This is a genomic window from Bacillus sp. FSL H8-0534 (assembly GCF_038005885.1).
In the GTDB taxonomy this organism is placed as follows: Bacteria; Bacillota; Bacilli; order Bacillales; family Bacillaceae_G; genus Bacillus_A; species Bacillus_A pseudomycoides.
Window position 1 is genome coordinate 661,665 of sequence record NZ_JBBOUC010000001.1, and the last position, 14,026, is coordinate 675,690.

The window sequence follows — 14,026 nt, forward strand, 5'->3', positions numbered from 1 at the left end:
GAGTGCTGTGAAGAAGCGCACTCATTCAAAGGACTTTACCAATCACGACGATTATCACGATCACAGTCATGATGATGGTTACGTCTGCGACGACATTCATCACAATCGCAATCACGGTCACGTCTACAACGACAGTCATCAAAATCTCTATGTCTGCGTCTGCAAAACATTAAATCATCCCAAAATCTATTACAATCACGGAAATGTCTGAAATTACCATTGCATCCCATAAATATGATTACCTTCTCTTAATAATAGAATTCATCATATTCTATTATTAAAAGTTAAAAACGGCTTGTTTACTAGTCTATATTCTGCATTTTAGAGTAATAATATTCGTATTTAATCTTCAAATTGTAAATCTAGTTCACCCTTAACAACAAATAAGACGCTGTACCGATCACGGCAGCGCCTAAGATAGTTATTGTTATATACATCTCATTACCTCTTTTAAATCCCCCCACATTCTAGCAGGATTTATATCACCAAAAGTCGAAGTATGTATTTTTGAAGGAGGTGAAATACATGTCTAAAGTAAAAACTCTAGAAATCCAATTTACTAATTGCAAAACTTGGTTTCCATCTCCTATCTTCTTCGGTGACATGAATTCACTTGATACTAGTATGCTAGCAGGTAATACAGTAAATTGTCCTTCATGCGGAAAATTTGTAGGTTGTAACAAAGAAAACATGCGCGTCAGATCAGAAGATGGTTGATTTAGCGGAAATGAAACAAAATAAACAAAAGTGGTGTAACTCATCTACAGTTGCACCTCTTTTATATACTTCTAAATGTATTGTGTTTAATAAGCATTCTGTTATCGGGTTTATTATTTATTTCCATTTCTCCGCTAACGTCCATATTCAACATAACAGAATCTTTACCTGCCAATACTTTAATCAACCAATGTTTCAGTTTCCACAATATTATCCATCCATTCAAATGTCCATTTGTCCAAAATAAAAAGAGCACCCGTTTCCGCGAGCGCCCTTTAAAGGATTATGAGAATCCCCATTAACGAAAGTTAATGTTACTAAAGTTAATGAGGTACAAGCAGTATATGCTTGTACTATTCGAATAGTGCATAAAAAGAGAGCATCCACATCAGTAGATGCCCAAATGTGTAGGAGTTTTCAATGAGTATTGAATAGGACCTGAGAGAGGTTGTCCCACACTATAATATATGCTTGTCCATCTCAAAAGGTGCAAATAAAAGAGCTCTATCCCTATTTATAGAGCTCTTTATGCGAGTAATGGTGTATTTATGTTGACCTAATATTGTATGCCAAGAACTTCCTTATGTGCAAACGAAAGAGAGCACTACCCCAGTAAGTGCTCTCTCGTGAAATATATGGAGTAACATGTTGAGGTCCGTTCTTTATCATTTTATGATTATCAATTCGTGTTATACCTAAATCATTCTTCAATTACGTTTATTGTGTAATTTCTATATAACAAAGAAAAAAGCAACCGTTTATGGATGCTTTTAAATCTTTTCTATAACATAAACCATTGTCTTTCTTGATGGTGCATGATAAGAGTAACCTTCATTTCTATGAACGTATATTTCATATTTACCCATCACTTGAAATCTTTCTGTTTCAGATTCACCGAATTTTGATACAGAATCGCATAAAATAGTTAATTCTTTTCTATTATTGCATAACAAATTAGAAATTTGTTTTTCGGTATATATTCCTCCAATCGCTAATTCTTTCAACATTTCTACATATTGCATAATTTCTCCACCTTTCCCATTCTATTTATTCAACAAAAACCATAATTATCCTTTTATTCAAATAAATAAGAACCTATCACCGAAGTGACAGCTTTCCAAAGGGATGGGAGAAACATTCACGAAAGGAGAATTTCGAAAATGAATCAATTCAAGGTCAAGATTACTCTCAATCTTCTCCAAGTCACCGCATCAATACTATATCTTGTCAGTGACTTGGAGAAGAACGAAAGTCTTCTCGTTTATAGTCCGTAAACTTCGAGAGGTATGGGTCCTCTCTTATAAAGGTCCTTTAACCTATATCAAGACGTATCATTTCTTCCGACGCCTTGCGTGAACCAACACATTTAGGCGGAGGGGATAACCACTGTATTGGCTCAAACAAAGAGCGGAAGCTCTCTGCTTATCAAAAATTCGTGAGTAATCGATAAAAGTGTAATGCCGTTCAAATCGACGAAGATTTTGTTCTTGTACTACAGTTTTTGAAATGTGCGATTCATTCAATCATGCGAACCACCCCATTCCATTTTCAAATGTAGAAAACATGAAACGGCATGACGCAAGACGGTGGTCGTGTGTACCTCTCACTACTAATAGTATATCAGTGATTAATCAAGAGCAGTGTTGCACGTTTGTAGCATGATTGTAGCACTTCTTCATGTTACTACTTACTCGTCTAATGTGTTGGTAGCTATATCCTGTCTCACTAGCAATCTCTTTCAATGTTAACCCTAATACATCACGCATATATACAATTTGTTGCTCTAACCCCTTCTTCTTATTCATAACAAAACGCAATTCTCCCATCACCGACTGTTTATCCGCAATACGCTGTTGTAAGTACTGTGACTTCTCCATAATGCGATCATGACGACCTTCAATCTCATCTAATGCTAAAGGCACTTGTCCCCCAGTAACACGTTCCGCACTATAATCCGTCACTCCATTAAACTTAGGAGCATTCATTTCCATGTTTTTCAACAGATATTTATGCTCAATCTTCAAATCTTTCAATTGAATCTTCATCATTTCGATTTCTTCGCCTAAGTCTTGGTAAATGCCTGTCATGTTAAATCCCCCTATTTCAATTTTAGTTTTTACAATCACATAAGGTATGTGAAATTTTAATACTTATCTTCTGAATAAGGGAACGATAACTACAATACAGCCCCCACCACACTGTTAGTCATGGTTCCGTTATCCATTTAAACCGCTAATTCATCAACATATCGTAAGTAATCAACTGGCGCTCTTTCCGTCTGATCCACTAAGTATCCATAAATATCGAAATCTGCTCTTGGTATAGACTTCTTCCCATTTGGCTGATGCGACATCTTTACATAAGATTGAATTACTGAAGATGATACAAGGAATACTGTCTGATCCTTACTGAATTCTATAAGGAAGAAACACACCGCTCCCATCTTCTCCGCTTTCTCCAAATAATCTAATTGGTGCTGTGCGATGTTACTTAAATCAAATCTTGTAAGACTTTGTGTTGATTTCGCTTCAAATGCAACAGCTTGTCCTTTATAAACACCGTCATAATCCACTGTACTTTTAGATTCATAGAATCCGTTTAACACCCGTCCACCTTTACTTTTTAACACCTTCACAGGAGTCGGACGCTTGTTTATAAGCGCTACTCCCTCACGTTGGTACATTTCATTCAATAGATTGATAAGCATCTCAAATGCCATTCCTCGGTTTCCTAAGCCCATTGTTATTCCTCACTTTCTTCTAAAAGGATTATTTTGTTAAAAACTTTATTCAAATTCATATCTAGTATCTTTTTCTTATATTTTCCATTAAAATTAAATGAAAATTACTTTGCCAACGAAGGAGAAAACATGAAACATAACATCAATCTATGGTCCTTTATTTGTTCATTAATTTGCATCGGTTTATTCCGCTTGTATTTTGAAGTTTCGCCTGAAATGTTTAAATCTTTTATGAATTTAATACATGTCCACCCTTTATTTTTTTTACTAGTTTTTACAATAGGAACCTTTTTTGCTGGCATTATAGGATTCTCTAAGATGAATAATTGGATAACAATGCTTAGAAGCATAGTAACAGTTCTACTAACATTTTTATTATCTGTGTTTTTAACGCTTACTTTGGTTGTTGGATATGCATTAAGTTAAAAAGCATTCCTTAAGTATCTCCCCCTGAATAAATCTCAAAATCCCGTCCATACTGTAAGTAGGCTGATAAACAGCTATAATCCAAATCTGTAGTTCCCTAATCTCTTTCTCCCTTTCCCCTAAGGGCTGAGCAGTTAGCTTTTGCTAGCTGCTTTGTTATACAATTGGTTACATTTACCTGATGCTTCTAACGTAATATTACGTTAGAATAAAAAAGAACAAATAAAGTGAGCTGTTATACCTTCTCCCTAGCACTGTATGTACAGAGCTAGGGTTTTTGTTTTAAAACAAAATGAAATTTTTATACTAATCTTCCTCAAGTTCCGTAACAGTTAAGTAATTCCTAGGATTCTTTCTTTCTGACAATCTTCTTTGATATGCTGGTGTCTTATAGAAGTGAATCGTCTTAGGAAGCACGCCCATATGTTGAGCGCATTCCTTTATGGTACCGATACATATGAGCGATTCACCTTTATAAACGGCATATTCCTTTCGGTTCACTTTTCAACTCCCCTTTTTCACATTTCCGTAACATTTGTATATTAATATATTATAAAATATATGATGTTATTTCTAATGTCGATTCATCTGATTAATTAATCATGATGTATAATATTTATCCAAAACCCTAACTCCCCCGTTAGGGTTTTGGCATTTAAATAACTATTTTGTTCAAATTTTAGATAGATGTTAATATTCTTAATAAAGGGGGTCTACTGATGAAAAATTTATGGATAAAGATTCCTTTAATTATTTTCATAGCAATTTTCCTTTTAATAATTTTATATTTTGTTGGTATGTCACTTTTTGGGAATCAGCCATAAATTAAGTACAGCAGTTAGCTTTTGCTAGCTGTTCTTTTTCTGTAAAATAACGCTTTGGTTTAATTCCCCCATCCTAATCTCTCGCTTTTTTGTATCATTTTGTTATATTTTTACATTTTTTTTGCAAGTGAAATAACCTCATGCCCTTCACATAGTCTTCCTTCGAATCTCTTAGCAACATAATTTCCTTTGGTCCCACTTCATGACCTAGCGAATCCACTTTCCTCGCATGAACCTCGCTATACATCGTCACACGCGTTACAGCGATATGCTGCCCAGTTTGTTTATGTGTCCAGAAACCTCTTAATCTGGCTTTCTCTTTAACTGTCATGGCTGTTCCCCCTTAGCTGATCTGTTTCTTCTTATATTTACGTGCTGGTTTCGTTGCCGCTTCGTAAGGGGGCATCCCATGCCCATCAACTTAAGAACGGAAACAAAATGAACTTTCGTTCAAATAAACTACAACACTCTTAAAACACTTTTTATTCATTAAAAATGAGCATGCTAAATAAACCTAGATAGGTATCATTTTTAAAGATTATGCAGCTTTCTTTTGTTTTCTAAGTTCACTATACTCATAGACAACACCCATAATATTAAAGACTGTTTTCTTCTCATATCGATGAGATTTCCGCCCATTTTTCTGTAGTAGGTGGAATAGACGGATTAGAATCTTTGTTATTTCTTGGGTGTCTTTCTGTATAGCTTGATACAAGAGATATAGATAATCTTGGTTCATTCCTATCGCTTTATATTCGCTTAATTCTCTTTTCTTCTTTTGCAAAAGAAGTTGGCGCATTTTAAACATAGTAGAGGAGCACATTTTAGTTTTAAAAAATGTATTAGACTCCAACTATATGCTATAACAACTTTTCATCTCCTAAAGATTGTTACTCTACACAAAAATAGTTGTAGACTATAAATTGTTACACTGGCTTCCACCTATAAAAAATAAAATAAAGTATTAGACTAAATAGCTAATATGTGATTTTCAAACGAGAAATAAGACCGTTCTAAGAACAGAAATTATATGAATAATTGATTTTAAATTCACAATAAATACACACCTATTTTGTGAAATATAACCATAATTAGAAAAGGGGGTCTTACTGGCTAAATACAAATCATATATTGTTATAGGTTGTGTTAGCATAGGGATCTTTGTTACAGGTATCATTGGATGGAATGGAACAACTGAGGCTGTACAAGAGAATAAAAATGTATCATCTTTTGAAGTTAGAGAACATGAACAAGGTATACATTGGATTTATGATTTGTATGGTATCGAAAACCAGATAGGTTTTATTAAGAAACCTATAGTTGTAAATAAAGGTGAAACATATGATTGATTTCTATGGGGAACTGAGAAACAAATAGCTAATGAACCACTTAAAATTACCGCTATTCATCCAAATACAAAACAAGAAATTCAAATTGCAGACATAAAGCATATGGGCCACTATGATCAATCTATCCACTCTTTCTATGAAAAAACTAACTTATCCATACTACCACTAAGTCATTCTGTTAAAAAAAACAATATAAAGCTTATTTCACATCAAGCAATAAGTATGAAATTTCCTGAGAGCGGTAAATGGAATTTGTATGTTGTAATTGGGGATAAGAAACTTCCTCCTATTTCTATTGAAGTAACAAACCAAGAAGAAAAATTACCCCCTTTGAAATAGATATTTAATCGTATATACACCACCTTCAACTTCAAAATGAAGGTGGTGTATATTGAACTCTATTTCAGTCTACAACTATTTTTTAATGTAGTGTAGTGCTTTAAGAAAAAACGACAAATCCTTTCCCCCCTACTTTCTAGGCCAAGAGTAGGGGGTTATGGCGTTTTAATAGACTTTAGAAGATAACTACAATTCATTGCTAACAAGAACATCATCCATTGTAGACTTGAAATACAGTTTGATTATTTTTAATCTATATTATGCCACAATCTTACCCTTTAGTTGAATAAATGAACAATCACCTAATGTAGCAATCATTTCTATTAGTATAAAATTAAATGCAAATTAAGCTACAAGTTATTATATTTCGTTATGACTGATTTAGCCCTTTCAATAAGCTTATTTTTTATAGAATAAGGTTCTATTATTTCCGCCTCATGTCCAATACTCCAAAGTAGGTCAACATAAAACCACTCTTCTGAAGGGGTAATATTTTTGTTATTTTTGCGGTTCCATCTGAATTGTATTCCATATTATCTCTTAACCATGACATGCTCTCAGCTTTTCTTTTTCCCTCTTTGTTTAAATTCACTTCGAGCTTTATGGGATTAGATTCATACTCAGAATACAACCATTCTTTAACGTTCAAATGGATATTTCTGGAATGATAGTTAGAATTGATAATCGTTTTTTTTATTCGATCTACTCTGAAAAGCCTTATGTCTCTTCTCATTCTACAGTAAGAGGGACAGTACCAGTATCCGTTATATACGTATAGGCCCATAGGTTCTATTTCCCTGTATATTTCATCTTCTGTTTCATATAAGATACTTACAGTTTTCTCTTCTACAGATGCATCATAAAGGTTTCTTAGCGTCCTTTCATCTACATTAATATTTGGTTGCCACATCAAGACTTTGTCTCTAGTATTCTCAATTACATCGGAAGTTTCCTGAGGAATCATATTGAATAGTTTATTTAAAATTACTTCATACGAAGAAGAAAAAGGTGTGGAGCCAACATACTCATCAAAATTAAAAATTGTTATTTACTGATAACCTGTATGACATCCGCATCCTGTCAGCCTAATAAACTCCCGTAAGTTTACTTAATCTACATTTCTTTTTGTAAATTTTAATACAGATTCTCTTGAACGTTCGATTTCATTTTTATTTTCATTATAGAACTTTGACACATACACATCTGTAGTAATTACGTCACTTACATAAATTTCATTTTCCATATCTAGTTCCTCCGAATCATTTATTTCTCTTACTTTATGTTTATATATGCAAAATGAAAAACGTAAATCAAACGAAGAAATTTTTAAAATTCATTTTTCCTAGGATTGGTTCCAGAAAAGTTATCTTTCTATTTTAAATAAGAAACATAACAAATTTGGAACATTAGATAAGTATATACGTAAGCATCAAACTGTCCCCACTTGCTGTAACTAGAAGACAATTATGTTGGATACTTGATATGGGTACCTTTTAACCAAAAACAAGGATATCAAGAAGTTCTTGCCCAAACAATCATATAACAGTGAAATTTTTGTCTAATAGTGAAGGTTTTTGGTTAGATATTACGAATATATATAATCATGAATACGACTATGAAAACTAACAATAGAAAGTTATTTACCACCCACTAAAGTATGAATAGTCATTATGGTCGAAAGGAATGGAATAGCTATGTTCGATAAAGGTAAGAATCAAACTAACGATATAATTTTTTCATATGATGTTAAGAAAGACGATAAGGTGCTTATTTATTGGTATGATAAGCTTATAAAAGTACTTTCAGGTGAAAATGCAAAGAAATTTTTATATAAAATCGAAGGTGCAGATGATGCAGAATCCCAGCTCATTATGGCTAAGCTTACCAGAAACCTTAAGCGTGGAAAGGACGAAAACACAAATACTATTGTAATAAGAGGAACTCATTATACTAGAAATAGGAATTAAGACTAATCGTAAATAGATTTTAAATAAAATTACAAAAGATGTTCAATCTCCTCATTAATTGAATATTAAAATGTGGGACGATTTGACGCTTACTTAAAATATCGCATTTGTGTTTCTCCTTACTCTTTTTTTCTAGAGTGTAGTCTCATTTAGAAAACTTTGCAACAGAACCCCTAAAAGAATATAGATCGAGAGCAAAAAACCACCTGTTTTAACAGGCGGTGTCTCTTCACATAATAGTGTTCAACTCTTCTTACAACTTTCCATCCCCCTCAAAATCCACTTAATATCCGCAATATAACTATATTGAATCAATTCAAAGGAAAGGGTTCCACTCATAACCTTGTTTAGACCGGATATCCGCCTGTTGGCGGTGGCCAAGCACTAAATAATCTGCGAATCAGCACAATTTCTCCTAAATGGTAGGAATTGTGAGATGCAATATTGCGTAGCACACCGCCCGGGGTTTCACCAGGCCATTTCTCCAATAGTTTGTCCAATTGAACAGTTTGGGCAATCGTGCATGCCTGTTCAATCCCTTGAAGAAAATAATGAATAATTTGTTTCCACTCTTCCTCACTGCCAGGACATTCTTCTTCAGGCCAGCTCTCTTTCACATGGGCAGGCAATGCAGGCTTCTCCCCCTGAGCGGATAATAAGAGAAAATCTTGCCAGTATGTCATATGTTTCACTAATTGATAAATAGAATAAGGCAGTTCCTCTCTGCGTTTTCCCGCAAGCGCCAAGTCTATATCCGACAAAGCATTCTTGATAGGAAGATGTCCTCGTTCTCCTCTTAACGATTTTACTAATGCCTCGCTAAACGCTTTATTTGATTGCTCCATAATAACCGACTCCCATCCTGTTTTATTTTCTAATTTGCTGATTTTATGGTTCCGTCTCTTTTATATGCACTAAATATATTATAGAAGATTTACGACCATTAAGAGAAAACAAAATAAGAAAAAAATAACAAGAATCACTGACTTCTTAACGTACAGGAAATCGGTGATTTTTATTTAAATAGTACCTTAACGTACAATTTTCTTTTTTTGTTCGTATCAAGCCTGTAGCCTTTTTCTTTTATCTATCATAAAAGAAAAAAGCTATATTTTAAATTATTCTACTGTTTGAAATGGCTTTGTCTGAATTGCTTTCATCATTTTCATACGAGTAAATCGCTCATCTAAATTATTTTCAAGTATCCCATTCATGATGTGTTTCCGCAATCATTGGCTTATTCACAGCAGACATACCTTCCCATTCAAAATCTACAGAAGCATTTATCGTGTTATTTACATTTTCTGTAACTAGAAATTTTCCGGATAATGTCCGCTTTGTTTTACTTGGTTAGAAATGGTTGCTAACCATTCATTAAACCCTTTTAATGTATTAACTTTAGAAGTCGTACTTAAATTTAACTCAATTTGATCTGTTAATAGTTCTTTGAATTTGTCACTGTTCACAGATGCTGTTTTCATTAAATATAACCAGTAATGCATAAATGATTTTGCTCTATTTTCTGCATAGGCAGATTTAAATTGTGGATTTTCTACAGTACCTGTTGGTTCTAAATGCACTTTTGTAAAAAGAGGTAATTCGTTATCTAGAAGTTTCGGAATTGTCGAATAATGAATCAGCTTTATCTACTATTATCTGGACGTATATTTTGATAAAGAATATTAGCTTCTAATGAAAGTACCTCATCGTTCAACTGATTGATGTGTTTTCAACATGATGCGCATTTTTCCATCCTTCAAACATTTTTAATCTGTCTACTAAACCAATTTTACCTTTCGAAGTTCCAGCTTGATAAAATTTCAATTTCATCCTCTAAAATGTCTAACTGATTTTCTAGACGAGCTTTGTTAAGCGAAACTTCATATACTTGATACCAACGATAATATTGTGTTAAAACTAAATGATTATTTTTAATATATCTATCGTAAATGCAAAAGATTTACTAGAATTACCGCCACATTTTAACGAAAATATACGCTAAGGAACTATCGGCTTTTTGTTATGTTTGGATTTTAAAAGACTAGTTTCTTGTCCGCGTCACATACGGATAAATCGGATCTCTTAATTCGAAGTCATACGTTTCTCCATTCACAATTCCTACCACCTTCTCACTGTCATATAAATCCAGTAAGAAACCGGCCATTTGTTCAGCTGTATGGAACTTTGGAACAATACCATCATATTCAAAATTATCAACATCATAGGAGCGTTTTGCAAATTCGGTCTCTGTTGCAGCAGGAGCCAAGACTTTTGCTTGCATGGCTGCCCCTTTTCCTTTCAATTCTTGTGCAAGCCCTTCTGTAAAGGCACTTACATAGAACTTTGTCGCGCAGTAGGTCACAGCATCGGCAACAATCAGATATCCTCCTCCTGAAGAAATATTGATGATTTGCGTTTCTTTAACATCTGCATAGTCACGCACATAAAGAGAGGACAACAAGGTTAAGGCTTCAATATTCAAATGAAGCATCGTCTCAATCTTATTTAAATTTTGTTCCCCAACGGAAGCAAAGTTTCCAAATCCAGCATTGTTGATCCAGGTCTCGATCTGATAGTCCTGAAGACTTTCGTAGAATGCATAAACATTTGTGGTAACAGATAAATCAACAGTTCGAATGACAACATCCAGGTCTGCGTTAACGTCAGCCACTTTTGATTTTAGCTTTTCCAATTCCTCCGTTCTGCGAGCTGCTATGATTAAGTTTTTTCCGCGAGCCGCAAAAGCAAGAGCCGTTTCATACCCAATTCCTGAACTGGCACCCGTAATAACTGTATATTTCATATAAATCCCTCCTGAATTTTATCCAATTGATTTTATTGTGAACGAACTATGAGTTGATTATAATGATTAGAGTTAACTCTAAGTCAAGAAAAAAATTAATCTGGAGGTTTCTTATGCACACCATTGGTGAAGTGGCTAAAATTTTAGGGATAAGTACACATACATTGCGGTATTACGAAAAGGAAAAAATTATAACTCCGGTTCGTGATGCCAGCGGAGACAGGCGATATAACGATTCACATATTAAATGGCTACAATTTGTTATCAAGTTAAAAGAAACACAAATGCCTATCGCGAAAATAAAGAAGTATGCTTCATTAGTTTTAGAAGGAGAACATACTACACTAGAGCGATTAAGCCTTTTAAAAGAACATAAAGACGCTATTAAGAAACAAATCAGAACATTAAAAGCTGCAGATGAGATGCTTGAATATAAAATTGCCGCTTATAAAGATTTCATCAGTAAACGAGATTAGATGCAGGCTCTATAAGGGTAATCACCACATCTCCATGGGGTAGAAGGAGCATCCATCGATTTTGGAGTAATCATCTGTCCAATAAATATAAAAATTGAGGGTTCTGTTGCAAAGTTTGAAAAAAGCATAAACAGGTTGGTAAATGAGGAACAATGTTTAGGAAGTAGCCAGTAATTGTTGAAGTTCATTGTACGTTGAAAAGACGGAGTCTCTTTGAAAACTTCGCATTTGTGTTTCTCCTTACTCTTTTTTTCTAGAGTGTGGTCTCATTTAGAAAACTTTGCAACAGAACCTGTTTCGGATATTGGGAATATTCCATTAGAAGCACATTGAAATAACTAAGCCTATGTGGAGCCTTAGTTTAAGGAGAAATAAGAGGTAAGTACATATTTAACATAACTAATATGTACTTACCTTTATTTTTTGAGGATTTTTAACTTTTAGGTCTTGATAATGAAAGTAAGCGTGTTTTTTCATTCTGCCAGTAAATTATCTCATTCATTATTACTTTGAAACTTGTTCTTTTGGCAAAACCATTCCTTTATATAGTTGCACCGTTATCCAGTAATATACAACATAAATAATAAGAAAAATTCCAATTGGCATCCACACTTTTACAAACGGATCAACTAAGAAGAGGCGGAACAAGTTAAGTCCTACTAAAATATGTGAAATACCAATGATAGCCGGGAAGATAAAGAGATATGAAATTTCTTTATAGATACTACGCGACAACATACTACGGCGTACTCCAATTTTTCGAAGCATTTCATAGCGACGTACATCACGAGAAGCTCCTGTTAAAATTTTAAACATAAGAGAGCTCGCCATCATAGCTAAGAATGCAACTCCAAGGAAGAACCCCATAAACATCGTACCGCTCATGAAACTATTCATAAATTGGTAAGTTGTCATTTTTGTATATAATTCTACTTTTCCGCCTTTTGCTTTTTCTACTAACTCTTTTTGTCGTTGATCAATATCTATTAACAACGGTTTATATTTTTGTAAGTCATCCACTTGCACTAGCGTGACACTATGTTCTGTTCCTTGAATGTTTTTATAATGGTCCTTATCTGCAATTCGAACAGGTTTCCCGTTGAATTGATTGTGTGTAACTTGAACTTCTCTTATGATTGCATCATTCCAATCACTTGGCATATGTGGAAGTTTACTTGCTGCCTCAGGTGCTTCCATAGATGTATAAAGAGGTTCCATTAATGGTTCTTTTACACGTTTACGTACAGGCTCTTTGACATTCTTTGTATCTTGATGATCAGAAATGAGTGGTGGCTTTGTAGTTAAATTTTCTCGTAAATAATAGACTGCTTCCCCGTCCACTTTATATTTATAAGTTCGTTGCTCTTCAATTTTCATTTGTTTTAATGCCGCTATATCTTTTTCATTCGGATCATGAATTGTCGCATCATAGACTCGAGAAAAATCCGTCATAATACCAACATTTTTTTGAAAAGCCATTCCAGCTGTCATCGCCCCTGCACCAAGTGCAATTAGCATCGCGACAGTCCCAAGTACCCGAGATAAACTATTTATTCGAAAACGAAGCTGAGCATATGTAAAACTATTTAAACCTGTTTCATTTCGTTTTTTGTTGCTTTTTAACTTTGTTACAAACAATGGTAACAATGAACTAAAAATAAAATATGTCCCTATCGTTGTAGCACCCGTTGCTAGTATAAATCCTATTTCACGTAACTTGTCTATATGCAGTATAGAATAGTATCCTGTTCCTAACAGTAACACTCCCATTACAGTAAAAATGATAACACGACGTTTACTCTTTTCTATTGTATCTTGTGTTTCATCTTCACGAAGTAGCTCAAGTTCAGTTTGACGCAATAACCGTATACTATTGATAAATCCAGTAATAATAAATAAGACCAAGAAGAATCCACATGTAACAAGAACTGCAGGTATATAAAATGGTGCATAGCCTTTCGCCGAAATTTCTAAACCATTCATTAAAAAATTCCCCGCTGCACTTGCTAGTAATATTCCTACAATAATCCCAATAATAATGCTGATAATTCCCATACCGAATGTTTCGATAAATAATAACTGAGCAACTTTTTTCTTCTTTGCACCGAGCATCATATACATACCAAGCTCTTTCCTGCGCAATGTAAGTAAAAAGGAATTCGCATATACGATATAAAAGACCGTAATGAAGGAAAGTAAGACAGCACCAACCCAAAATACAAGGCGAATACTATTAATCATACTATTATCTTTTGTAAATTGACTGTTAATCGCCATCGTTTGAAACATATAGAAAATACTGATACTAATGACAAGACCAACAAGCAAAACAAGATAGTCCTTTAACATTTTTTTCATACTATGACGTGATAATTTCAATAACAT

Annotated in this window: 15 protein-coding genes and 3 pseudogenes; 4 read left to right on the forward strand and 14 right to left on the reverse strand. The window is 34.0% G+C overall.

The genetic code is table 11. The features are described from left to right. Window positions 1-35 precede the first annotated feature (35 nt). Window positions 36-230 carry a hypothetical protein gene (locus MHH71_RS03645; protein WP_078212172.1) on the reverse strand — a complete coding sequence of 65 codons (195 nt, stop codon included), beginning with the start codon at window positions 228-230 and terminating at the stop codon, window positions 36-38. 295 nt (window positions 231-525) lie between these two features. Here MHH71_RS03645 and MHH71_RS03650 point away from each other — a divergent pair, with 295 nt between their 5' ends. After that, window positions 526-717: a hypothetical protein gene (locus MHH71_RS03650; protein ID WP_033799511.1), complete on the forward strand. Its 192-nt coding sequence runs from the start codon at window positions 526-528 to the stop codon at window positions 715-717. 770 nt (window positions 718-1,487) lie between these two features. Here the strand turns inward: MHH71_RS03650 and MHH71_RS03655 are convergent. The 3 genes and pseudogenes from MHH71_RS03655 to MHH71_RS03665 form a co-directional block, all read right to left on the reverse strand. Then, window positions 1,488-1,739: a hypothetical protein gene (locus tag MHH71_RS03655; RefSeq protein ID WP_018780430.1), complete on the reverse strand. Its 252-nt coding sequence runs from the start codon at window positions 1,737-1,739 to the stop codon at window positions 1,488-1,490. 609 nt (window positions 1,740-2,348) lie between these two features. Beyond that, complete coding sequence (locus tag MHH71_RS03660) at window positions 2,349-2,804, reverse strand: hypothetical protein (RefSeq protein ID WP_033799308.1); 456 nt, start codon at window positions 2,802-2,804, stop codon at window positions 2,349-2,351. A gap of 149 nt (window positions 2,805-2,953) precedes the next feature. Continuing rightward, window positions 2,954-3,457: pseudogene (locus MHH71_RS03665) on the reverse strand (Holliday junction resolvase RecU); the annotation flags it as partial. Window positions 3,458-3,586: 129 nt separating this feature from the next. Here MHH71_RS03665 and MHH71_RS03670 point away from each other — a divergent pair. Beyond that, a complete protein-coding gene (locus MHH71_RS03670) occupies window positions 3,587-3,883 on the forward strand; it encodes a hypothetical protein (RefSeq protein WP_078212241.1) in 297 nt (98 codons plus the stop codon). A gap of 306 nt (window positions 3,884-4,189) precedes the next feature. On the opposite strand, the gene MHH71_RS03675 is transcribed toward MHH71_RS03670, so the two are convergent. From MHH71_RS03675 to MHH71_RS03695, 5 genes and pseudogenes are all read right to left on the reverse strand, one after another. Further along, window positions 4,190-4,384 carry a hypothetical protein gene (locus MHH71_RS03675; protein WP_018780426.1) on the reverse strand — a complete coding sequence of 65 codons (195 nt, stop codon included), beginning with the start codon at window positions 4,382-4,384 and terminating at the stop codon, window positions 4,190-4,192. 417 nt (window positions 4,385-4,801) lie between these two features. Continuing rightward, entirely contained in the window at window positions 4,802-5,038 is a 237-nt protein-coding gene (locus MHH71_RS03680) for a hypothetical protein (protein ID WP_006096857.1), read from the reverse strand. Between the two features lie 207 nt (window positions 5,039-5,245). Next, window positions 5,246-5,530, reverse strand: a pseudogene (locus MHH71_RS03685) (IS4 family transposase); the annotation flags it as partial. 1,289 nt (window positions 5,531-6,819) lie between these two features. Further along, on the reverse strand, window positions 6,820-7,305 hold the full coding sequence (locus tag MHH71_RS03690; RefSeq protein WP_244268585.1) for a WYL domain-containing protein: 486 nt from the start codon (window positions 7,303-7,305) through the stop codon (window positions 6,820-6,822). A gap of 198 nt (window positions 7,306-7,503) precedes the next feature. Next, window positions 7,504-7,638, reverse strand: a complete 135-nt coding sequence (locus tag MHH71_RS03695; protein ID WP_006096861.1) for a hypothetical protein — start codon at window positions 7,636-7,638, stop codon at window positions 7,504-7,506. A 451-nt stretch (window positions 7,639-8,089) separates the two neighbouring features. Between MHH71_RS03695 and MHH71_RS03700 the strand changes: the two genes are divergently transcribed. Continuing rightward, on the forward strand, window positions 8,090-8,362 hold the full coding sequence (locus tag MHH71_RS03700) for a hypothetical protein (RefSeq protein WP_018765174.1): 273 nt from the start codon (window positions 8,090-8,092) through the stop codon (window positions 8,360-8,362). Window positions 8,363-8,709: 347 nt separating this feature from the next. On the opposite strand, the gene MHH71_RS03705 is transcribed toward MHH71_RS03700, so the two are convergent. The 3 genes from MHH71_RS03705 to MHH71_RS03715 form a co-directional block, all read right to left on the reverse strand. After that, window positions 8,710-9,207, reverse strand: a complete 498-nt coding sequence (locus tag MHH71_RS03705) for a DinB family protein (RefSeq protein WP_006096862.1) — start codon at window positions 9,205-9,207, stop codon at window positions 8,710-8,712. A gap of 465 nt (window positions 9,208-9,672) precedes the next feature. Next, window positions 9,673-9,864 carry a hypothetical protein gene (locus tag MHH71_RS03710; protein ID WP_244268554.1) on the reverse strand — a complete coding sequence of 64 codons (192 nt, stop codon included), beginning with the start codon at window positions 9,862-9,864 and terminating at the stop codon, window positions 9,673-9,675. 539 nt (window positions 9,865-10,403) lie between these two features. Further along, window positions 10,404-11,165, reverse strand: a complete 762-nt coding sequence (locus MHH71_RS03715; RefSeq protein ID WP_006096864.1) for an SDR family NAD(P)-dependent oxidoreductase — start codon at window positions 11,163-11,165, stop codon at window positions 10,404-10,406. A gap of 113 nt (window positions 11,166-11,278) precedes the next feature. On the opposite strand from MHH71_RS03715, the gene MHH71_RS03720 reads away from it, so the two are divergent. Further along, window positions 11,279-11,641: a MerR family transcriptional regulator gene (locus MHH71_RS03720; RefSeq protein WP_006096865.1), complete on the forward strand. Its 363-nt coding sequence runs from the start codon at window positions 11,279-11,281 to the stop codon at window positions 11,639-11,641. Between the two features lie 156 nt (window positions 11,642-11,797). Here the strand turns inward: MHH71_RS03720 and MHH71_RS30525 are convergent. Together MHH71_RS30525 and MHH71_RS03725 are read right to left on the reverse strand one after the other, a co-directional pair. Further along, window positions 11,798-11,872, reverse strand: a pseudogene (locus MHH71_RS30525) (IS6 family transposase); the annotation flags it as partial. Between the two features lie 273 nt (window positions 11,873-12,145). Continuing rightward, on the reverse strand, window positions 12,146-14,026 hold the full coding sequence (locus tag MHH71_RS03725; RefSeq protein ID WP_006096866.1) for an ABC transporter permease: 1,881 nt from the start codon (window positions 14,024-14,026) through the stop codon (window positions 12,146-12,148).

Coding starts and splice junctions, on each gene's coding strand:
- MHH71_RS03650 (WP_033799511.1), top strand. CDS start 526: ATGTCTAAAGTAAAAACTCTAGAAATCCAATTTACTAATTGCAAAACT.
- MHH71_RS03725 (WP_006096866.1), bottom strand. CDS start 14,026: ATGTTATTGAAATTATCACGTCATAGTATGAAAAAAATGTTAAAGGAC.
- MHH71_RS03690 (WP_244268585.1), bottom strand. CDS start 7,305: ATGTGGCAACCAAATATTAATGTAGATGAAAGGACGCTAAGAAACCTT.
- MHH71_RS03645 (WP_078212172.1), bottom strand. CDS start 230: ATGGGATGCAATGGTAATTTCAGACATTTCCGTGATTGTAATAGATTT.
- MHH71_RS03660 (WP_033799308.1), bottom strand. CDS start 2,804: ATGACAGGCATTTACCAAGACTTAGGCGAAGAAATCGAAATGATGAAG.
- MHH71_RS03700 (WP_018765174.1), top strand. CDS start 8,090: ATGTTCGATAAAGGTAAGAATCAAACTAACGATATAATTTTTTCATAT.
- MHH71_RS03670 (WP_078212241.1), top strand. CDS start 3,587: ATGAAACATAACATCAATCTATGGTCCTTTATTTGTTCATTAATTTGC.
- MHH71_RS03720 (WP_006096865.1), top strand. CDS start 11,279: ATGCACACCATTGGTGAAGTGGCTAAAATTTTAGGGATAAGTACACAT.
- MHH71_RS03655 (WP_018780430.1), bottom strand. CDS start 1,739: ATGCAATATGTAGAAATGTTGAAAGAATTAGCGATTGGAGGAATATAT.
- MHH71_RS03705 (WP_006096862.1), bottom strand. CDS start 9,207: ATGGAGCAATCAAATAAAGCGTTTAGCGAGGCATTAGTAAAATCGTTA.
- MHH71_RS03680 (WP_006096857.1), bottom strand. CDS start 5,038: ATGACAGTTAAAGAGAAAGCCAGATTAAGAGGTTTCTGGACACATAAA.
- MHH71_RS03715 (WP_006096864.1), bottom strand. CDS start 11,165: ATGAAATATACAGTTATTACGGGTGCCAGTTCAGGAATTGGGTATGAA.
- MHH71_RS03695 (WP_006096861.1), bottom strand. CDS start 7,638: ATGGAAAATGAAATTTATGTAAGTGACGTAATTACTACAGATGTGTAT.
- MHH71_RS03710 (WP_244268554.1), bottom strand. CDS start 9,864: ATGCATTACTGGTTATATTTAATGAAAACAGCATCTGTGAACAGTGAC.